At 71.8% G+C, this 19,190-nt stretch carries 19 protein-coding genes and 1 pseudogene; 10 read left to right on the top strand and 10 right to left on the bottom strand.

The window, feature by feature from the left end:
• Positions 1 to 13 precede the first annotated feature (13 nt).
• On the top strand, positions 14 to 793 hold the full coding sequence (locus ACFWBD_RS29205) for an ATP-binding cassette domain-containing protein (RefSeq protein ID WP_385673006.1): 780 nt from the start codon (positions 14 to 16) through the stop codon (positions 791 to 793).
• Positions 784 to 2,154: a sugar ABC transporter permease gene (locus ACFWBD_RS29200; RefSeq protein WP_385673003.1), complete on the top strand. Its 1,371-nt coding sequence runs from the start codon at positions 784 to 786 to the stop codon at positions 2,152 to 2,154. The genes ACFWBD_RS29205 and ACFWBD_RS29200 overlap by 10 nt, the downstream gene beginning before the upstream one ends.
• 39 nt (positions 2,155 to 2,193) lie before the next feature.
• Here ACFWBD_RS29200 and ACFWBD_RS29195 read toward each other — a convergent pair whose 3' ends face one another.
• From ACFWBD_RS29195 to ACFWBD_RS29185, 3 genes are all read right to left on the bottom strand, one after another.
• Positions 2,194 to 3,144 (bottom strand): CPBP family intramembrane glutamic endopeptidase, encoded by a 951-nt coding sequence (locus ACFWBD_RS29195; protein ID WP_385673000.1) that lies wholly within the window; start codon positions 3,142 to 3,144, stop codon positions 2,194 to 2,196.
• Between the two features lie 132 nt (positions 3,145 to 3,276).
• Entirely contained in the window at positions 3,277 to 3,990 is a 714-nt protein-coding gene (locus ACFWBD_RS29190) for a response regulator (RefSeq protein WP_385672997.1), read from the bottom strand.
• Positions 3,987 to 5,339: a sensor histidine kinase gene (locus tag ACFWBD_RS29185; RefSeq protein WP_385672994.1), complete on the bottom strand. Its 1,353-nt coding sequence runs from the start codon at positions 5,337 to 5,339 to the stop codon at positions 3,987 to 3,989. The genes ACFWBD_RS29190 and ACFWBD_RS29185 overlap by 4 nt, the downstream gene beginning before the upstream one ends.
• Before the next feature lie 337 nt (positions 5,340 to 5,676).
• Here ACFWBD_RS29185 and ACFWBD_RS29180 point away from each other — a divergent pair, with 337 nt between their 5' ends.
• From ACFWBD_RS29180 to ACFWBD_RS29150, 7 genes are all read left to right on the top strand, one after another.
• Positions 5,677 to 6,651 (top strand): glycoside hydrolase family 11 protein, encoded by a 975-nt coding sequence (locus tag ACFWBD_RS29180; RefSeq protein ID WP_385672991.1) that lies wholly within the window; start codon positions 5,677 to 5,679, stop codon positions 6,649 to 6,651.
• Between the two features lie 38 nt (positions 6,652 to 6,689).
• The gene (locus ACFWBD_RS29175) at positions 6,690 to 7,673 is read left to right on the top strand and encodes a polysaccharide deacetylase family protein (protein ID WP_385672988.1); all 984 of its coding nucleotides are present in this window, start codon (positions 6,690 to 6,692) and stop codon (positions 7,671 to 7,673) included.
• Positions 7,674 to 7,981: 308 nt separating this feature from the next.
• Positions 7,982 to 8,185 carry a cold-shock protein gene (locus tag ACFWBD_RS29170; RefSeq protein ID WP_020133169.1) on the top strand — a complete coding sequence of 68 codons (204 nt, stop codon included), beginning with the start codon at positions 7,982 to 7,984 and terminating at the stop codon, positions 8,183 to 8,185.
• A 219-nt stretch (positions 8,186 to 8,404) separates the two neighbouring features.
• Entirely contained in the window at positions 8,405 to 9,898 is a 1,494-nt protein-coding gene (locus tag ACFWBD_RS29165; protein WP_385672985.1) for a DEAD/DEAH box helicase, read from the top strand.
• Between the two features lie 54 nt (positions 9,899 to 9,952).
• Positions 9,953 to 10,240 (top strand): CBS domain-containing protein, encoded by a 288-nt coding sequence (locus tag ACFWBD_RS29160; protein WP_385672982.1) that lies wholly within the window; start codon positions 9,953 to 9,955, stop codon positions 10,238 to 10,240.
• A gap of 7 nt (positions 10,241 to 10,247) precedes the next feature.
• Positions 10,248 to 10,559: an SCO5918 family protein gene (locus ACFWBD_RS29155; RefSeq protein ID WP_385672979.1), complete on the top strand. Its 312-nt coding sequence runs from the start codon at positions 10,248 to 10,250 to the stop codon at positions 10,557 to 10,559.
• A 453-nt stretch (positions 10,560 to 11,012) separates the two neighbouring features.
• Positions 11,013 to 11,387, top strand: a complete 375-nt coding sequence (locus ACFWBD_RS29150) for a MerR family transcriptional regulator (protein ID WP_385672976.1) — start codon at positions 11,013 to 11,015, stop codon at positions 11,385 to 11,387.
• A 2-nt stretch (positions 11,388 to 11,389) separates the two neighbouring features.
• Here the strand turns inward: ACFWBD_RS29150 and ACFWBD_RS29145 are convergent, their stop codons facing one another.
• The 3 genes from ACFWBD_RS29145 to ACFWBD_RS29135 all read right to left on the bottom strand — a co-directional run bounded on the left by ACFWBD_RS29145 (position 11,390) and on the right by ACFWBD_RS29135 (position 14,840).
• Positions 11,390 to 11,740 carry an SCO4225 family membrane protein gene (locus ACFWBD_RS29145; protein WP_385672973.1) on the bottom strand — a complete coding sequence of 117 codons (351 nt, stop codon included), beginning with the start codon at positions 11,738 to 11,740 and terminating at the stop codon, positions 11,390 to 11,392.
• Positions 11,741 to 11,817: 77 nt separating this feature from the next.
• On the bottom strand, positions 11,818 to 12,501 hold the full coding sequence (locus tag ACFWBD_RS29140; protein WP_385672970.1) for a response regulator: 684 nt from the start codon (positions 12,499 to 12,501) through the stop codon (positions 11,818 to 11,820).
• On the bottom strand, positions 12,498 to 14,840 hold the full coding sequence (locus ACFWBD_RS29135; RefSeq protein WP_385672968.1) for a histidine kinase: 2,343 nt from the start codon (positions 14,838 to 14,840) through the stop codon (positions 12,498 to 12,500). Before ACFWBD_RS29135 ends, ACFWBD_RS29140 begins: the two co-directional genes overlap by 4 nt.
• A 299-nt stretch (positions 14,841 to 15,139) precedes the next feature.
• Here ACFWBD_RS29135 and ACFWBD_RS29130 point away from each other — a divergent pair, with 299 nt between their 5' ends.
• The gene (locus ACFWBD_RS29130; protein ID WP_385672965.1) at positions 15,140 to 15,592 is read left to right on the top strand and encodes a DUF5707 domain-containing protein; all 453 of its coding nucleotides are present in this window, start codon (positions 15,140 to 15,142) and stop codon (positions 15,590 to 15,592) included.
• A gap of 110 nt (positions 15,593 to 15,702) precedes the next feature.
• Here ACFWBD_RS29130 and ACFWBD_RS29125 read toward each other — a convergent pair whose 3' ends face one another.
• The 4 genes and pseudogenes from ACFWBD_RS29125 to ACFWBD_RS29110 all read right to left on the bottom strand — a co-directional run bounded on the left by ACFWBD_RS29125 (position 15,703) and on the right by ACFWBD_RS29110 (position 19,112).
• On the bottom strand, positions 15,703 to 16,800 hold the full coding sequence (locus ACFWBD_RS29125; protein WP_385672962.1) for a CU044_5270 family protein: 1,098 nt from the start codon (positions 16,798 to 16,800) through the stop codon (positions 15,703 to 15,705).
• Positions 16,797 to 17,540 (bottom strand): RNA polymerase sigma factor, encoded by a 744-nt coding sequence (locus ACFWBD_RS29120; RefSeq protein WP_385672959.1) that lies wholly within the window; start codon positions 17,538 to 17,540, stop codon positions 16,797 to 16,799. Before ACFWBD_RS29120 ends, ACFWBD_RS29125 begins: the two co-directional genes overlap by 4 nt.
• Before the next feature lie 181 nt (positions 17,541 to 17,721).
• Positions 17,722 to 18,045: pseudogene (locus ACFWBD_RS29115) on the bottom strand (hypothetical protein); the annotation flags it as partial.
• Positions 18,046 to 18,080: 35 nt separating this feature from the next.
• Positions 18,081 to 19,112, bottom strand: coding sequence for a medium chain dehydrogenase/reductase family protein (locus tag ACFWBD_RS29110; RefSeq protein ID WP_385672956.1), 1,032 nt, complete (start codon positions 19,110 to 19,112; stop codon positions 18,081 to 18,083).
• Positions 19,113 to 19,190 lie beyond the last annotated feature (78 nt).

Raw genomic sequence — 19,190 nt, 5'->3', positions numbered from 1 at the left:
AGGAGGTGGCCCCGTGCCGGTTCAGCCCCTGCTGACGTTGCGCGGCGTCTCCAAGCGGTTCGCCGCCGTCCAGGCACTGGCGGACGTCGAGCTGGAGATCAGGGCCGGGGAGGTGGTCGCCCTGATGGGCGACAACGCCGCCGGTAAATCCACCCTGGTCAAGGTGATCTCGGGAGTCGGTCCCGCCGACAGGGGCGTCATCGAGTGGCAGGGCAGTGCCGTCCAGATCAGGCGCCCGCAGGACGCCCAGGTGCTGGGGATCGCGACCGTCTACCAGGACCTCGCGATGTGCGGCAATCTCGATGTCGTCGCCAACCTCTTCCTCGGCCGGGAGATCCACCGGCTCGGCATCCTCGACGAGGTGGAGATGGAGCGACGCACCCGTGAGCTGCTCAAGACCCTGTCCATCCGCATCCCCGACGTGCGCGTGCCGCTCGCCACGCTCTCCGGCGGTCAGCGGCAGGTCGTCGCGATCACCCGCTCGTTCCTCGGCGAGCCCCGGCTCGTCCTGCTCGACGAGCCCACCGCCTCCCTGGGCATCGAGCAGACCAGCCAGCTCCTCGACCTCATCGAGGAGCTGCGCGACCAGGGCCTCGGGGTGCTTCTCATCAGCCACAACATGGGGGACATCAAGGCCGTCGCCGACCGGGTCGCCGTCCTGCGCCTCGGCCGCAACAACGGCTTCTTCGACGTGACCACCACCTCCCAGGAACAGATCATCTCCTCCATCACCGGCGCATCGGACAACGCCGTGGCGCACCGCACGACCCGCCCGGAGGAAGCATGGCCCTGAGGGGGAGGAGGAACCGGACCCACACCACCGACGCCACACCCACGACCGATGCCGCACCCACGGCCGATACCGCACCCCACGCCGATGCCGTGCCCGCCAGCGACAGGGAGGACGACGGTCGCCGGGGGTACACCGGACGTCTCGGTGCGTACCTCGGACGCCTCAAGGCGCCTGCCGGACGTCTCCGCGCCCCCTGCGAAGCGGTGCGCCGCAGACTGCGTGACGGCGGGCTCGGCCCCGCCCCGGTCCTGCTCACCCTCGCCGTGACCTGGATCGTCTTCCAGGCCCTCAACGACCACTTCCTCTCGCCGCGCAACCTGTCCGTCCTCAGCGTGGACATCGTCGGGACCGGCATGGTCGCCGTCGGCATCGTCTTCGTCCTGCTGATCGGCGAGATCGACCTGGCCGTGGGTTCGCTCGCCGGCCTGGCGGGAGCGGTGTTCGCGGCGCTGAACGTGAACCTCGGGATGCCGGAGTGGCTCGCCGTGCTCGTCGCGGTGATGTGCGGCGCGGCCGCCGGGGCCGTGCACGGGTTCTCCTTCGCCAGGATCGGCGTACCCGCGTTCGTCGTGACCCTCGCCGGTCTGCTGGTCTGGAACGGCGTGATGCTCTACCTGCTGGGTCCCGACAGCTCCATCAACTTCAGCGACGACGGGTTGGTCGCCACGCTGACCAGCCGCTACTTCGACTCCGCCGTCGCCGTCAACGCTCTGGCGGCGCTCTGCACGGCCGCCTACCTCCTCGTCGCCCTCCATGACCACCGGCGCCGCGCCGCCGCCGGGATGCCCTGCCGGCCGATGGGCGAGATCTGGGCGCGTACGGCCCTGCTCGCGCTGGCCGCGTTCTCCGTCGTCCGCGTGCTGGGCCGCTTCGAGGGGCTGCCGCTGGCGCTGCTGATCTTCCTGGCGGTCATCGTCGCCTCGGACCTCCTGCTGCGCCGCACCCCCTACGGCCGGCAGGTCCTCGCGCTGGGCGGCGGGGTGGAGGCGGCCCGGCGGTCCGGCGTCGACGTGACGCGCGTGCGGATCTCGGTGTTCATGGTGTCGGGGACCCTGGCCGCGGTCGGCGGCCTGTTCATCGCGTCGCGGCTCACCTCGGCGAGCCAGATCTCCGGCTCCGGCGTGCTGCTGATCAACGCCATCGCCGCGGCCGTCATCGGCGGCACCAGCCTGTTCGGCGGACGCGGCTCGACCTGGTCCGCGCTGCTGGGGGTGCTCATCATCCAGTCGATCGGCTCGGGCATGGCGCTGGTGGGGGTCCAGCCGCCGGTCCAGTTCATGATCACGGGCGGGGTGCTGTTCATCGCGGTGGTCTTCGACTCGCTGACGCGGCGCTCCGCGCAGTCGCGCGGACGGGTCTGAGAGACGTCCGGGGCCGGGGCCGGTGAACGCGTCCGGCGTTCAGGAGGCCGGGGGCGTGGCGGGCGTCGCGGTGGAGCGGCGCCGGGCGCGGAAGTTGCCCCGTCGGCCGGCCGCGCGCAGGAACACGACCGTGGGGACGACGCAGACGAGGATGGCGGCGATGCCGGCCTCCGGACCGAAGGCGCCCCCGGTGAGCGCGTCGGGGCCCGACAGCACACCGTGCACCAGGCCCGCCGGGGCGTCCTCGTTGCCGGAGACCGTGGTGCCGAAGAGGCCGCTCTCGGCGAGGTTCCAGCCGAAGTGCACACCGATCGGGAGCCAGAGGCTGCGGGTGGCCACGTAGGCGGCGCCGGTCAGCAGGCCGCCCTCGACGGCGATGGCCAGCGCACCCCACACGGTGGCACCGGTGTTGAGGAGATGCAGGGCACCGAACAACAGGGCCGAGATAGTCAACGCACCCCGGGTGCCGGTGAGTTCCTCCAGCAGCCGGAAGACGATGCCGCGGAAGAGGAGCTCCTCGACGACGGCGACGCCCGCCATCATCCCGAGGTAGGTCAGCACCCCGCCCACGGACACCCCGCCCTCCGTGCCGTACCCGCCGAACAGGGCGACGACCGCGATCGTCGCGATGAACAGGCCGAGGCCGACGAGGGTGCCGGTGCGCAGCCCGGAGACCGCCGTCGTCATGTCCAGCTCGGACACCGGGCGCTGTTCCAGAGCCCGTACGACCGCCGCGTAGCTCGTCAGCGCGAGGACCACGACGGCCGCGCCGAACAGCAGGGACAGGACCGGGTTGTCCCCCGCCACGGCCCTCGCCCCGGCCGCGAGCGCCGTCACCGCCACGAACAGCACCACCATCGCCACCAGCCGCACGCCCGCCGGACGCACCCGCCGCGAGACGACGAACGGCTCCTGCGAGAACAAGTCCTTCGAGCCGTTCGGCATGTACTTCAGCGTGCTCTTCAGCGGGCGCGCGCTTTTCAGCGGCATGACGTTCCTCCCCTGCCGGGCGGCGGTCCGTCACCGCCGCGTCGACAGGAACGCTACGAGCGCGGGGCACCGTTGATCATCGCCCTGTGGTGGACAGTCGCGTGTAGCTCTCCCGGGGGACAACGGCCCCGTTCAGTCGTGGACGGTGACCAGGCCCACCCGGTGGGCGAGGACCACCGCCTGCACGCGGTCGCGCAGGCCGAGCTTGGTGAGGATGCGGGACACGTACGTCTTGACCGTCTCGCGGCTGAGGACCAGCCGGCCGGCGATCTCGGCGTTCGACAGCCCCTCGGCGATGAGTTTCAGCACCTCGGTCTCGCGGGGCGCCAGGACCGACAGCGCCTCCGGGACGGCGGACCCGCGGGCGTTCGGGCGGATCCGGTCGGCGAACCTGCCGACGAGGCGCCGGGTGACGGCCGGCGCCAGCAGGGACTCGCCCGCGGCGATCGTGCGGATCCCCTGCACGAGCTCGCGGGGCGGTGAGTCCTTGAGCAGGAACCCGCTCGCGCCGGCCCGCAGCGCCTCGTACACGTACTCGTCGAGGTTGAAGGTGGTGACCACCAGGATCCTGACCGGGTCGGCGACGCCGGGGCCGGCCAGCAGCCGGGTCGCCTCGATCCCGTCCAGGAGGGGCATCCGGATGTCCATCACCACCACGTCCGGGCGCAGCGCTCTCGCGGCCTCGACCGCCGCGCGGCCGTCGGCGGCCTCTCCTACGACCTCGAGGCCGGGGTGCGCGGTGAAAATGGTGACGTAGCCGGTGCGCACGAGTTCCTGGTCCTCGCAGACCAGGACGCGGATCGGCGCCCCGACGCCGGTGCCGTCGCCGGTGCCGTCGCCGGTCATGCGTGCCTCCCGGTGGGCGCAGGGGCGGGGATGCGGGCGCGGACGCCGAAGCCGCCGTCCGGCAGGGCGCCGGCGTGCAGTTCGCCGCCGAACACGCTCACCCGCTCGCGCAGTCCGTCCAGTCCGTGGCCGCCTCCGCCGCCGAGCGGCCTGGGCGCGGGGACGGTCGGCACCGCGGGCGTTCCTTCGGTGGTGACCTCGACCTCGATCGTGTCGTCGCCGTGGTGGACCCGGACGAGCGTCCCGTGGCCCGGCGCGTGTCGGAGCGCGTTGGTCAGCGCCTCCTGCACCACGCGGTACACGGCCAGCTCCAGGGCCGAGGGCAGCGGCCGTCGCTCTCCCCGCTCCGTCAGCTCCACCGGCTGACCCGCCGCCCGGACCTGCTCGACCAGGCCGCCCAGACCGCCCAGACCGCCCAGGCGGCCCGACGCCGACCCGCGCTCCGGCTTGTACGACGCCTCGTGCGACGCCTCGTACGAGGGCTCGTGCGAGGACTCGTGCGGCGCCTCGTACGAGGGCTCACCGGGTGCCGGATCGCCGGGGCTGCCGCCGGAGGCCTTCAGTACGCCCAGCAGATGCTGGAGATCGGTCAGGGCGTGCCGGCCGGAGTCGCTGATCGCGCCGAGCCCGACGGCCACCCGGTCCGGCGCGTCGGCGAGCAGGAACTGCGCCGCGTCCGCCTGCACCACCATCGCGGTGACGTGGTGGGTCACCACGTCGTGCAACTCCCGGGCGATCCGGGCCCGTTCCCGTGCCGTCGCCATCTCCGCACCGATGCGCCGCCGCTCCTCCTCCCCGGCCCGCCGGGCCCGCACCGATCTGCCCACGGCCCAGCACGCCACCAGCACGAGGTGGATGAGGACGAAGTCGGACACCCCCTGCGGTGAGCCCCTGCCGTGCAGTCCGATCGCGAACAGCGCGAACAGCCCGGTCGCGACGGCCGCCTGCACACCGAGGCGCACGCCGCCCGCGCGCTCACCGTGGGCGCCCGCGCTGTACAGGGCGACATACAGGCCCACACTCGCGAACGTCTGTGGATAGCCCGCCAGTTCATGGATCGCGGACGCTCCCGCCACCAGTGCGAGGCACACCCCGGGCCACCGCCGTCGCAGCACCAACGGGAGCCACAGGGCCGCCGCCACCAGGAGACCAGGCCCGTCGTACGGACGCTGCGTCAGGTCGCCGAACTCCGCGCCGACGGGGGCGGTCACCGGTGCGAACATCACCGGCGCGAGGGCGACGGTGAGAACTCCGTCCCGCAGCAACACGCCCCGCGCGCTCCACCGCGTCACGACGGCTCGCGCGCCGTCCACCAGTGATGACAGTGATGACGCCGTCGCCTCGAACACAGGGGCGAGCCTAGCCCCCGCCCGACCTCCGACGGCTCCGCTTCGACTCCCTTTCCGGCACCGTTTCCGGCACCGTCTGAACCTGGAAAGATCGGTGGGGTTTCGAAACATTCGAAGAATTTGGGAGAGGCTACTTGATCTTGCCCTTACCGATCTTGCTCAGGCGGATTGACGAACTTGAGCCAATACAACTCCTGAACAGCACCAATGCCGCCACGCGCACCACCAGAACGTTTCGAATGTTTCGAAGCCAAAACCGAAAGTATTGACAGTTGTCGTGCCCCGGCCAACACTGGCGCCGACATCGGCCGTATGAGGACGAGGAGGAAGCACGCACATGAAAACCGCACCCGCACAGCGACTCAGGCTGCTCATCAGCGGTGTCTGCACCATGCTGCTGGTCGCCGTGGCCGCGCTCACCCTGCCCGGCACCGCGCACGCCGACACGGTCGTCACCACGAACCAGACCGGCACCAACAACGGCTACTACTACTCGTTCTGGACCGACTCGCAGGGCACGGTCTCCATGAACCTGGGCTCCGGCGGCAACTACGGCACCTCATGGAGCAACACCGGGAACTTCGTCGCCGGCAAGGGCTGGAGCAACGGCGGGCGCCGGAGTGTCACCTACTCGGGCACCTTCAACCCGTCCGGCAACGCCTACCTGGCCCTCTACGGGTGGACGTCGAATCCGCTCGTCGAGTACTACATCGTCGACAACTGGGGCACCTACCGGCCCACGGGAACGTACAAGGGGACCGTCACCAGCGACGGCGGCACCTACGACATCTACAAGACGACGCGGTACAACGCGCCCTCCGTCGAGGGCACCAAGACCTTCGACCAGTACTGGAGCGTCCGGCAGTCGAAGAGGACGGGCGGCACCATCACCACCGGAAACCACTTCGACGCCTGGGCCCGCGCCGGAATGCCCCTGGGCAGCTTCAGCTACTACATGATCCTCGCCACCGAGGGATACCAGAGCAGCGGCAACTCCAGCATCACGGTGGACGGCACCGGTTCGGGCGGCGGCGGTGGCGGCACCGGCGGCTGCACCGCGACCCTGTCCGCGGGCCAGCAGTGGAGCGACCGGTACAACCTCAACGTCGCGGTCACCGGCTCCAGCAACTGGACCGTGACGATGAACATCCCCTCCCCGGCGAAAGTCCTCTCCACCTGGAACATCGGCGCCACCTACCCCAGCGCCCAGGTGCTGACCGCCAAACCCAACGGCAGCGGCAACAACTTCGGCGTCACCGTCCAGCCCAACGGCAACTGGACCTGGCCGACGGTCTCCTGCGCCGCGAGCTGACCCCACACACCCCGCCCCAGGCTGGAGGACCACCCCGTATGAGCACCAGACCACATCTGTCCTTACGCGCCCTGGTCACAAGGCTGGTGGTCGTCGCGACGGCCGCCGCGTGCACCCTCACCGTCCAGGCCGCCGCCCCGGCACAGGCCGCCACGTGCAACGGGTACGTCGGGCTCACCTTCGACGACGGCCCGGGCGGCACCACGACGGCCCTGCTCAACGCCCTCACGCAGAACGGGCTGCGGGCCACGATGTTCAACCAGGGCCAGTACGCCGCCGCCAACCCTTCCCTGGTCCGGGCCCAGGTCAACGCCGGTATGTGGGTCGGCAACCACAGCTACACGCACCCGCATCTGACCCAGCTCGGCCAGGCGCAGATCGACTCGGAGATCTCCCGGACCCAGGCGGCCGTCGCCGGCGCGGGCGGCGGCACTCCGGTGCTGTTCCGCCCGCCGTACGGCGAGACCAACGCGACGGTGAAGGCGGTCGAGGCCAAGTACGGTCTCACCGAGATCATCTGGGACGTCGACTCGCAGGACTGGAACAGTGCGAGTACCGACGCGATCGTGCAGGCCGCCGGCCGGCTCACCAACGGCCAGGTCATCCTCATGCACGACTGGCCCGCCAACACCCTCGCGGCGATCCCGCGCATCGCGCAGGGCCTGGCCGCACGCGGCCTGTGCGCCGGCAAGATCTCCGCGCAGACCGGCCGGGCCGTGGCCCCCGACGACAGCGGCGGCGGTGGCGGCGGCACCGGCGGCTGCACCGCGACCCTGTCCGCGGGCCAGCAGTGGAGCGACCGGTACAACCTCAACGTCACGGTCACCGGCTCCAGCAACTGGACCGTGACGATGAACGTCCCCTCCCCCGAGAAGATCATCGCCACCTGGAACATCAGCGCCGGCTACCCCAGCGCCCAGGTACTCACCGCCAAGCCCAACGGCAGCGGCAACAACTGGGGTGTCACCGTCCAGACCAACGGCTCCTGGACCTGGCCGACGGTCACGTGCAGCGTGACCTGATCCGGCATCCCCGTAACACCGCACCTGTGGCGCGGCGACCCCCGGCCGCCGCGCCACACCAAGGCCCGGCGGCCGCGGCGGGGCATTATCTGTTGTCGCAAAGTGAGAAATGGACGGGACACGCGATGAGTATTTCTCGGCCGACAGACGGAGCGTAATTATCGGTCACGCAACGTCGATCGCGGCATGCTACTGTCTTTACCAGTTGCAGTTGTGGTCTCCAGAAGGTTTTTCCGACGGGGTGATCATCACGGCGACCGGGATCCGCACAGGGTGGATTCCGACACCGTTCCCGAAGGAGATTCAAAATGGCTGCTGGCACCGTGAAGTGGTTCAACGCTGAAAAGGGCTTCGGCTTCATCGAGCAGGACGGCGGCGGCCCCGACGTCTTCGCCCACTACTCGAACATCGCCGCCCAGGGCTTCCGCGAGCTCCAGGAAGGCCAGAAGGTGACGTTCGACATCGCCCAGGGCCAGAAGGGCCCGACGGCCGAGAACATCGTCCCCGCCTGACACCCGAGCAGACGCGGACACAATAGTTTCGCAGCTGGGGCCCGCACCTTGGGGTGCGGGCCCCAGCTCGCTGCTTTTCCGCGGATAAACCCCGCGGCGCATTTTTCGCCGTCGACCTGATTCGACGCCGTCGCCTTTGGCCCGTTCTCGCGATTCTCAGCGCCGCACACCTGCCGCGGGAATTCCTTGATACGCGCCGACGCATCAAGGAAGGTTCGTATGAACCACGCACGCACGCCCACCCGCAGGAACGACCGCTTCGCCGATCACCGCTCCCGGCCCGACCGCTCCGGCGCCCCGCGCCGCGGCAACGACGGCGGCGGACGCCGACGGATCTCGCCCCAGGGCGAGTTCGCGTTGCCGAAGACGATCACCCCCGCGCTGCCCGCCGTCGAGTCGTTCGCCGAGCTGGCCATGCCGGAGCGGCTGCTGGCCGCGCTGGGCCACGAGGGCGTGGCCATACCGTTCCCGATCCAGGCGGCGACCCTGCCGAACTCGCTCGCGGGCCGCGACGTACTCGGCCGCGGCCGTACCGGCTCGGGCAAGACCCTCGCCTTCGGACTCGCGCTGCTGGCCCGTACGGCAGGCCGGCGCGCCGAACCGCGACAGCCGCTCGCGCTCGTCCTCGTACCCACCCGCGAACTCGCCCAGCAGGTCACCGACGCGCTCTCGCCGTACGCCCGCTCCGTGGGACTGCGACTGGCGACCGTGGTCGGCGGGATGTCGATCGGCAGGCAGGCCGGCGCGCTGCGCAACGGCGCGGAGGTCGTCGTGGCCACGCCGGGTCGGCTCAAGGACCTGATCGACCGGGGCGCCTGCCGGCTGGACGCCGTCGACATCACGGTCCTCGACGAGGCCGACCAGATGGCCGACATGGGCTTCATGCCCCAGGTCACCGCGCTGCTCGACCAGGTGCGGGCCGACGGTCAGCGGATGCTCTTCTCGGCCACCCTGGACCGCAACGTGGACCTGCTGGTCCGCCGCTATCTGGTCGACCCGGTGGTCCACTCCGTCGATCCGGTCGCGGGTGCCGTCACGACGATGGAACACCACGTACTCCACGTGCACGGCACGGACAAGCAGCGGGCGACCACCGAGATCGCGGCCCGCGACGGGCGCGTGATCATGTTCCTGGACACCAAGCACGCGGTGGACCAGCTGACCAAGCACCTGCTGCACAGCGGCGTCCGCGCCGCGGCCCTGCACGGTGGCCGGTCCCAGCCGCAGCGCACCCGCACGCTCGCCCAGTTCAAGGACGGCCACGTCACGGTGCTGGTGGCGACCAACGTCGCGGCCCGCGGCATCCACGTCGACAACCTCGACCTGGTCGTCAACGTCGACCCGCCGAGCGACCCCAAGGACTATCTGCACCGCGGCGGCCGTACCGCACGGGCCGGCGAGTCCGGCAGCGTGGTGACCCTGGTCACCCCCGATCAGCGGCGCGGCATGAGCCGGCTGATGATCTCGGCCGGCATCACCCCGCAGATCACCCAGGTCCGCTCGGGTGAGGAGGAGCTGAGCCGCGTCACGGGCGCCCGGATGCCCTCCGGTGTCCCGGTCGTCATCACCGCGCCGGTCGCGGCCGTCCCGCGTCGCCGCGCGTCGTCGTCCTCGTCCCCCTCGTCTCCGTCCGCCTCGTCCCGGTCGTCCTCGTCCCGGGGCCGTCGCGGGCGGCCGGGCCGGAACCGGCCCGCAGTCAACCCGGCGGCCTGAGGTCCGGCCCGCATCGCGTCGTAGAAAGGCCCACCCATTCCGCAGGAGGCACAAGTGACATCGGTCCAGACGCACACGGTGCGGACCCGGCGGCATCATGACGAGTCCGGGCTGCGGGTCCGTGACGACATGACCGTCGAGGTGGCCCTGTCCGTCATGGCCGGTGCCCGGGTCGACCATCTGCTCCTCTGCGACGGGGACGATCAGTGCACGGGCTCGGTCACCCGGGCCCAGCTGGCCGTTCTGCGCGCCGCTGCCACGTACACGGACCGGCTCCGCCTGCGGGACGTGCTCGACGCGCCGGTCCGGCCCCCGTCGAGGCCCTGCTCCTTCTCTCTGTGAGGCATCCATGCGCTGTGTCATCGCCCGGTACCCGTTCGACCTCACCAAGGACGGCGTCATGGACTCGATGAAGGGCATCACGCCCGAGCCCGTCACGGGTGAGTCCGTGACCATCGGCCGCCGCCGGTACCCCGTCAAGCAGGTGGGGGAGATCATCACCCGCCAGGACCGCCGTGACTTCACCGGCGGTGAGGTCGTCCGGGCCATGGTCCGCCTCGGCTTCACCTGCCACGAGAACCCCGCCACGCCCGTACAGGACCTGACGCCGCTCCAGAGCGCTTCGGCGCTGCTCGGCGCCCCCGGGGCGTGGGAGGCCTGACGGGCCGAAGACCCGGAACCACCGAAAGGGCCCTGCCGACACACGTCGGCAGGGCCCTTTCGGCGTTGTGCGGGCGCGCGAACGGTATCTCCGCCCTTGAAGAACTGAAATCTACTCTCGCCAGAGTAGACATTGACATGCGGCTTGGGTAACGTTTCTCGCGTACGCACGACCAAGCGGTGGTCGGTTCAGAGGAAGGACGGAAACGCATACGCCATCAGGATCGCCCGGCCCGAGGAAGATTCCGGGTTCGGGTACCGCAAGGCCATGGATGGGAAGGTGGTCCCCGGTCACGCAGCCTCGATCCACGCGCCCCCACCCGTACGACGGGCCCGGGTAGCGAAAACAGAAGGTCGGCTCAGCAGGACCGCCGACCGATGGTGTTGAATTTCCCTCGGGGCCCTGGTGCCGTACGGCACCAGGGCCCCTCGACGCGTTGCACAAAGAGGTGAGATGACAGCAGATACCCCGCTCGGCGGTCGTCTGGACGACGACGACTATCCCGCGTACACGATGGGCCGGGCAGCAGAGATGCTCGGCGCCACTCCGGGCTTCCTCAGAGCCATCGGCGAGGCCCGGCTGATCACGCCCCTGCGCTCGGAGGGCGGACACCGCCGGTACTCCCGCTACCAGCTCCGGATCGCCGCCCGCGCCCGCGAGCTCGTCGACAAGGGCACCCCCATCGAGGCCGCCTGCCGCATCGTCATCCTCGAGGACCAGCTCGAGGAGGCTCAGCGCATCAACACCGAGTACCGCCGCGCCGCGGACGAATCCTCCGACAGCACCGGCTCCGATTCCGGTTCCGGTTCCGGTTCCGGTTCCGGCTGAGGTCAGAGCGTCGGGTCCGGGCGCTCGCCGCGGCGCAGAGCGCGGGCGCACCAGCCGATGACCGTGGCGTTGACCAGCGCGCCGAACACGACGGCGACGACGAACATCGTGACGCCGTCCGGCAGCACGATGAGCACGAAGCTGGCCGGGGCGGTGGCGAGCAGCGGGATGACACCCGCCATGGACTCGTCCGAGCTGTCGCCGACGGTCACCACGGTCGCCCACACCAGCAGGACCGCGCAGAGAGCCAGGTAGACACGGGCGAAGACGTCACCGAGGGCGTGGCCCAGGCCCCGGCGCAGCCGGTGACGAAGACGGCGTGGAAAGGTTCGGCCGGAACCGGTACCGGTCACGGGGTGGACTCCTCGGTTGCGGTGGTCGTCGCGGTGGTCGGGGGCTTCGGAGGCTTCGGGGCCCTGGGGGAGGGCCGTCAGAGGTGGGTGCCCGGCGGGTTCGGACGGGCGAGGCCGAGGTCGTACGCGAGGATCGTCGCCTGTACGCGGTCGCGCAGACCCAGCTTGCGCAGCAGCGCGTTCACATGGGACTTGACGGTTCCCACGGTGATCCCGAGCTCCTCGGCGACCTCCGCGTTGTTGAGTCCCGTCGCGATCAGCGTGAGGACGTACCGTTCGCGGGCGGTCAGGCTGTCCAGCTCGCGGGAGCCGCCTCCCGTCCGCTGCCCGGAGCCCGCTGCGGACGCGTAGTGGCCGATGAGACGGCTGGTCGCGGACGGGGCGAGCACGCTCTCACCGGCCGCCACCACCCTGATGCCGTGCAGCAGCTCGGCGGGGTGCACGTCCTTGAGCAGGAATCCGGAGGCGCCGGCGCGCAGCGCGTCGAAGACGTACGCGTCGAGGTCGAAGGTGGTCAGCACCAGGACCCGGGGCGCGTTCTCCCGGCCGGTGATGATCCGGGTGGCGGCGATGCCGTCCAGTTCGGGCATCCGGACGTCCATGAGGACCACGTCCGGCGCCAGCTCCTCGGCCAGACGCACCGCGGCGACGCCGTCGGCGGCCTCGCCGACGACCGTCAGGTCCTCCTCGGCGTCGATCACGGCGGCGAACCCCGCCCGTACGATGCCCTGGTCGTCGACGACCAGCACGCTGAGGCTCATCGCTCCCTCTCCTCGTCGCCCTGCTGCGGAACCGGCGCGAGCGGCAGCCGGAGACCGACCGTGTCCGGCCGGCCGGTGATCAGGGTGCCCCCGAGCGCCGCGACCCGGGCCGCCAGCCGCTCCCGTACGGCAGGGCGGGCGGCGCGCGGCACACCGGTGGCCGTGAGGGTCAACGTAGCGCCGTCCGCGTCGAGTTCGAGCACCGCGGGCTCCTCGCCGCCGGCCGCAAGTACCGTCTCGGCGGCATGGTAGGCGGCCAGGTCGACCGCCGTGGGCAGCCGCTCCGGCACGCGGTCGGTCAACCGTATCTCGACATCGCGGCCGGTGGCCCGGCACTGGCGGGCGAGCAGGTCGAGCGCCTGGAGGGTGGGCTGTGGCCGCAGTTCGGGCCCCGTCGCCCCCTGCCGGACCGTGTCGAGCAGGGCGCGCATCGCGGCCAGGGCCTCGCGGGCGCTTTCGGCGGTCGCGTCGAGCCGGCCCGCCTCCGCCTCCGTGACCATGTCGGCGGTACGCGCCAGCACGGTGGTCTCCAGTCCGGCGGCGATCCGGCGGCGCTCGGCCCACGCGTCCCGGACGGCCTCCTCGGTCCAGGCGGCCAGCCGTTCGTCCCGGGCGCCCCGGTCGGCCCGGGCCCGCCGCCCCCACAGGATCCCGACCCAGCACGCCGCGCCGACCGCCAGGGCCGCCCCGGCCGTCGCCCACCCGACCACCGCCCAGAGGGGAAGCGACGTCCCACGGCCCAGCACGGCGACCACCACGGCCGCCGCGTGCACGAGCACGGCCGGCACCGCGAACCACCGGACCGGGGCCACCCGACGACGCTCTTCGGCAGCGGCGGACACCCCGCGACCGGAGCGGGCCTCGACCGCCGCGTCCGCCGCGACCGCCGCGCAGGTGGCGAGGATGCTCAGCGCGGGGGGCAGGGCGACCGGGCCGGTGTAGTCGCCCGCGGCCATCGCCACCGGCCAGAGCGGTGCCAGCCCGAGCAGAACGCCCCGGGCGGTGCGGGGCGCCCGGCGCAGCCACAGCAGCGCGACCGCCTGTGCCGCCGCCAGCAGGGCGAACAGCACACCGGCGGACACCTGCGTGCTGTTCGGGGTGGGCCGCGGGTGCATGACCAGGACGGGGAGCAGCGGCTGGAGGACCAGGCCGGCCGCGGCCGTCAGCTGTGCCGGTCGGTAGTTCCGCGGCAGGGACCGTTCCGCCGGGGCGGCGGTCCGGCCGGGCAGCACCGCGCGCACCTCCCAGCCACCGTCCGCCGTCGGGCCGCTGGTCAGCCTGCCGCCCGCCTCCCGGGCCCGGGACCGCAGGAAGCCCTGGCCGCGGCCGCCGCCCAGGTCCGCCCCGTGCGCCGCCGAACCGGCCGGTGGCGCCGCGCTCGTGACCACGACCTCCGTGCTGCTGTCGCCGTACCGGCACCGCACGGTCGTGTGCGCTCCGGGTGCGTGCCGTGCCACGTTGGTCAGCGCCTCGCGCACGATGCCGTACGCCGCGTCCGCGACCAGGCCGTCCGGCGGGGCGTCGATCTCGCAGTCCACCGGCTGGTCCAGCCGGCGAAACCCCTCCACCAGCGCACGCAACCGTTCCTCCGGAGACGGCAGTTCCTCCCGGGAGGGCGTCGGCGCCCGCACCGCGCCGAGCGACCGGGTGACCTCGCGCCCGGTCTCGGCCGCGAACTCCAGTGCCTCGTCGGCGAGTTCCGGACGGCGGTGGCGCAACCCGAGTGCCGCCCCCGCCGTGACCACGACGGCCGTCAGATGATGGGCGCTGACGTCGTGCAACTCCCTTTCCATACGGCGTCGTTCGGCTTCCGGAAGCCGGTGGCGTTCGGCCTCGGCCCGCTTCAGCGTCCGTTCGGCCGCCCGGCGTGCGCGTCGGGACCGCCGCACCAGCAGGCCGGCGCCGCACGCGGCCACGTACAGCAGTGCGGTCAGGACGAGGTCGAGTCCGTCGCGGTCGCTCAGCCCGTGCAGGCTGATGTTCTGGAGCAACTGCCAGGCGGCGAGCGCCGTCCCGCACAGCACGGTGGTGAAGGTGTCGCGTTCGGTCGCCACGGTGAACAGGGCCGACGCGACCCCGGCGGTCCCGAGCACCGCCATCGCCCCGACGGGCAGCGGCCCCGCACCCAGCGCGCAGGCCGCGGCGACCACGACGAGGGCCGCCACCGGGCGGGTGCGGCGCAGGGCGAGCGCGGCCGTCACCGAACCGCTCACCAGGGCCGCCACGAACAGGGCGGAGGCGGGCGGAACGGCGCCGCGCACCAGCTCCGCGCCCGGCCATACGGCGGCCTGGGCGCAGATCAGCAGGACCGGGAGCAGCCGGTCGTCGGTTCGATTCATCGCCGGTCCAGGCTAGGCCGCAGGTGAGCGGGCCTCCCTCCCGCTGGAGGCGGATTTCGTTCTCTTACCTGGGTTGGAGTCCTCTATCTGCGGTTCGACACCGCAATCGTCCCGCAGCGCGAGGACAGGTCCCTGCCCCCGGCCCTAGCCTCGATCACATCGAGAAAGCGGTCGACCACCGCTTCTCCTCACCGAATTCGCCGAGTTCAGCGAATCAGCGAATCAGCGAATCAGCGAATTCGGTCGATCCAGCCGACCCAGCCGTTCCAGTGACTCCATTGCATCCAGGGGGATTTCCCATGTCCAAGCGTGTTCTCGTCTCGTCGATCGTCGGTGTCGTCGTCCTCGGCGGAGTGGCCGCCGGCGGTCTCGCCATGGCCTACGGCGCCACGGAGCCGGCCGTGGCGAACGGCTCGGCCCGCTATGCCGCTCCGTCCGACGGGGGTACGGGCACCCTCACCTTCACCGCGGACGTCAGTGACGACTCGGGCGTCCGGGGCCTCAAGGTCCTGGCCTGGCCGGTGAGTTCGAAGCTCGACCCGACCGAGGACGACCTGCGGGAGGACGTGGACAGCGCCGTGTGCCGGAGCGTCTCGGCCGAGAAGGCGCGCTGCACCTACACGGTGAAGGTCACCCAGGCGGAGGCGGCCGGGATGCCCCGGGGCACCTGGCACGTCTCGGCGCTGGCGACCGCCAAGGACGGGGGCACGGCGTTCGTGTCCCGTGCCGCCGTCTTCGACGTCACCGGCTGACCAGGTACGCGGACCGGATGCCCGGGCCAACCGGCCCGGGCCAACCCGCCCGGGCCAACCCGCCCGGGCCAACCCGCCCGGGCCAACCCGCCCGGGCCAACCCGCCTGGGTCAACCCGCCTGGGACGGCGTCTGCTTGATGCCGTCGACGATCGCCCGGTTCAGGATGGCACTGGTGTAGGTGACCGTCCCGGGCTTGATCAGGGCGTCCGTCCCGCTGAGCTGCTTCACCTGGACCGAGCGCTGACCGAGGAAGACATGGGTCTTCGCGTCGAAGATCCACTCTTCGCGCTGGCCGCTGGTCTCGTCCAGCCGGGCCACCGCCACCCCGTGCCTGCCGACCGCGTCCACCGCGTCGTTCACGACCACGACACCGGGGATCTTCGCGGCGGTCTTGAACAGCGCCGAGTACAGCTCCGCCGGCGGGTAGCTCTCGGTGAGCAGGTCGCCGATGGTGGTGAAGGCCTGCTGGTCCGGGGTGTTCCCCTGCCCCTTGGTCTCCTTGTAGATCTTGGCGAGCAGCACGTCGGGGTCGGTGCTCAGCTTGGACAGGTAGTCGTACGACGGAGCGCCCATGTGCGCCTTCGGGGTGTTGCCCAGCTCGTCGGGGAGGCTCAGGGTCTCGCCCTCGGGGCTGTCGTTGACGGCGGGGTCGATCAGCCAGCCCTTGGTGCCGTCCGGGGAGTCCCACAGCTGACGGGTGTGCAGCTGGTGACTGGCCAGGGTGGTCTTGTCGTCGACGGTCCTCAGGAAGGTGTCGGCCGACTTGGACTCGATGTAGATGTACTGACCGGGCCGGACCACCGGGTGGTCGTCTTCGGCGGCCGCCAGCGAGATCTGGTCGAGCAGCTGCGGCACGCCCTTGGTGGTGGCGACGCCGACGGTCGTGGTCAGGGCCGGTCCGGTGGCGACACCGCCGTCCCTGACCCCGCCGCCCCCGGACGACGCCACGCCGACGACGACCACTCCGGCCAGCGCGGCGGCCAACGCGGGCAACGTGATCGCCGGACGCGGCAGCCGCAGCCGCCGGGCCTTGACCGGGGCGGCCGCCGCCGTGCGCTCGTCCTGTCGGGCTTCGTGGATCTGGGCCATCAGACGCTCCTTGTGGAACTGGTGACGGTCCGTCGGCAGGTCACGCGCCGTCCGGGCGAAGAGCTGTGCGCTCTCCTCCCCCTCGGCCGGACTCTGCCGGGACGTGTTCGCGTTCATCGGTTTCCTCCCTGCGCGGGCCGGACCACGTTTGCGTGATCGCCTCTTACCTGTCGGCCGGTGCGGCCGCCTTCCCGATTTCCGCGGACTTTCTCAGGCGGCCCGTCGGCATTCCGCTCGGACATCGGGTCGGACATCCGCTCGGACATCGGATCGGGCGTCCGGTCGGACATCCGGTCGAGCGTCCGGTCGGCCGCCGGGCGGCGGGCCGGTTCGTCCTCGGCGAGCGCCCGCAGTTTCTTGCGGGCCCGGGAGAGGCGGGAGGCGACGGTGCCGACCGGGATGCCCAGGGCTTCGGCCGCGGATTCGTAGTCCAGCCCCTCCCCCAGGCAGAGCGCCACGACCTCGCGCTCCGGTCTGCGCAGGGTGGCCAGGGCGGTGAGGGCCGTCGCGAGCCGCCGCCGGTCGTCGATCCGGTCGGCGACCTCGTCGGCGTGGTCGGGCACGGACAGTTCGGCCGCCGCGGCGGCGCCGGCCGCCGCCCGGTACCGCCGGTTGCTGCGGTGCTGGTTGCGGGCGGTGTTGGTGGCGATGCCCAGCAGCCAGGGCCGCAGGGAGCCGCCCTCGGGGTCGACCCGGTCGCGCAGCCGCCACGCCTCCATGAAGGTCGCGGCCATCACGTCCTCGGCCGTCGACCAGTCCGCGGTCAGCCGGAAGGCGTGGTTGTAGACGGCGCGGGCGTAGTCGTCGAACAACTCCGCGAACGCGCTCGACTCCCCGGCCCGTACCCGGGTACGCATATGAGTGCTCACCTCAATGAGCTGTCCGGCACTCGACACCGACTTCCCGTGACCTGCGCCACACTCGCCCCTCGCGCCGCTCCACTCGCCCCTCGCGCCGCTCCACTCGCCCCTCGCGCCGCTCCACTCACCCCACCGGTTCGTGCCGGGTCCCGGCGTAGAGGTTCGCACGGGGCCGCCGTCACCTCCGGCGGTGTTCGGCGGTGGTCTTCAGGTCGTGGAGCCAGGCTTCGAGGCCCGCGCCGAGCGCCGGGGTCGCGGTGGGGACGTCGGCTTCGGCCTGGGCGCCGGACCGGGTCTCCTCGGTGTGGACCCGGACGCCGCCCTTGAGCTCGGTGAAGGTCCACAGGTGGACGCCCTCGTCGACACGCAGTCCCTCGCCGATCGCGGGTCCGCTCCACAGGACGCAGGCCTCGCGCTGAAGCTGCCGGACGGTGGAGGTGATCTCGAGGGTGGTGGCGAGGGCGCCGACGACGGCGAGTGCGTGGGGCGTACGGGGCGCAGGGTGCGAGCACCCCGCCCATCACGGGCGGAGGACGCCTACGGGTGCAGGACGACCTTGCCCGCGACCGTTCCGGACTCGGCCAGGCGGAGGGCGTCGGCGACGTCGGCGAGCGGGAGCCGGGCGGCGATCCGGGGCGTCACGTCACCGCGCTGGAGGGCGGCGAAGAGCTCGGTGAGGTCGGTCCGCAGGCGGGCCCGGAAGCGGTTCCTGGCCAGGGCGCGGCCGGCCCAGACGTTGAAGAAGTAGGCGCGGCGGCGGTTGGGCAGCGCGTTCCACAGCCACAGCCGGCCGAGCAGCTTCAGCACGGGCCACTGCTTGGATCCCTCGTCGTCCCGCGTGGAGGCGGTGCCGTACGAGACGAGCGTGCCGCCGGGGGCGAGGAGGCGCCAGGAGTCGACGATGCCCCGGCCTCCGACGTGGTCGAAGACGGCGTCGACGCCGCCGGGGGCGAGTTCGCGGACCCGCGCGGCCAGGTCGCCGGTGCGGTAGTCGACGGGGGTGACTCCCTGTTGGCGCAGGGCGTCGTGGTGGCGGGTGGACGCCGTGCCGATCACCTGGACTCCGGCGGCGCGGGCCAGCTGGACCAGGACCGAGCCGACGCCGCCGTTGGCGCCGTGCACGACGATGGTCCCGCCCGCGCTGATCCGTGCCCTGCGGTGCAGCATCTGCCAGGCGGTGATGCCGTTGACCACCAGGGTCTCCGCCTCCGCCGCGTCGATCCCGGCGGGCACCGGCACCACGTCGGCGGCGTCGACCAGGACATGGCTGGCCCAGCCGCCGACCTTGAGCAGAGCGGCCACCCGGGTGCCGGCCAGGCCGGGCTCGACGCCCTCGCCGGTCGTCAGCACCGTGCCGACCAGGTCGTAGCCGGGGACGAAGGGGAACGGCGGCTGGTCATAGTAGCGACCGCGGCGCATCTGCTGCTCGGCGAAGGAGACCCCGGTCGCCTCCATCCGGATCAGCACCTGCCCGGCGCCCGGCGTGGGGACGGCTCCGTGCCGGATCCGCAGCCCTTCCGGCTCGACCTTGCCCGGCAGGACGACCTCGACGAGTCCTTCGGCGTTCATGATGACCTCCCATGAGCGTTACTTATGCTTGCGTCCGTTAGAAGTTGTAACGCAGACGGAAGTGGGGTGTCAATAACC

Source organism: Streptomyces sp. NPDC060002, assembly GCF_042737245.1.
GTDB lineage: Bacteria > Actinomycetota > Actinomycetes > Streptomycetales > Streptomycetaceae > Streptomyces.
Note: the sequence above shows the minus strand (reverse complement) of the source record. Positions and strands in the feature narration are given on the sequence as shown.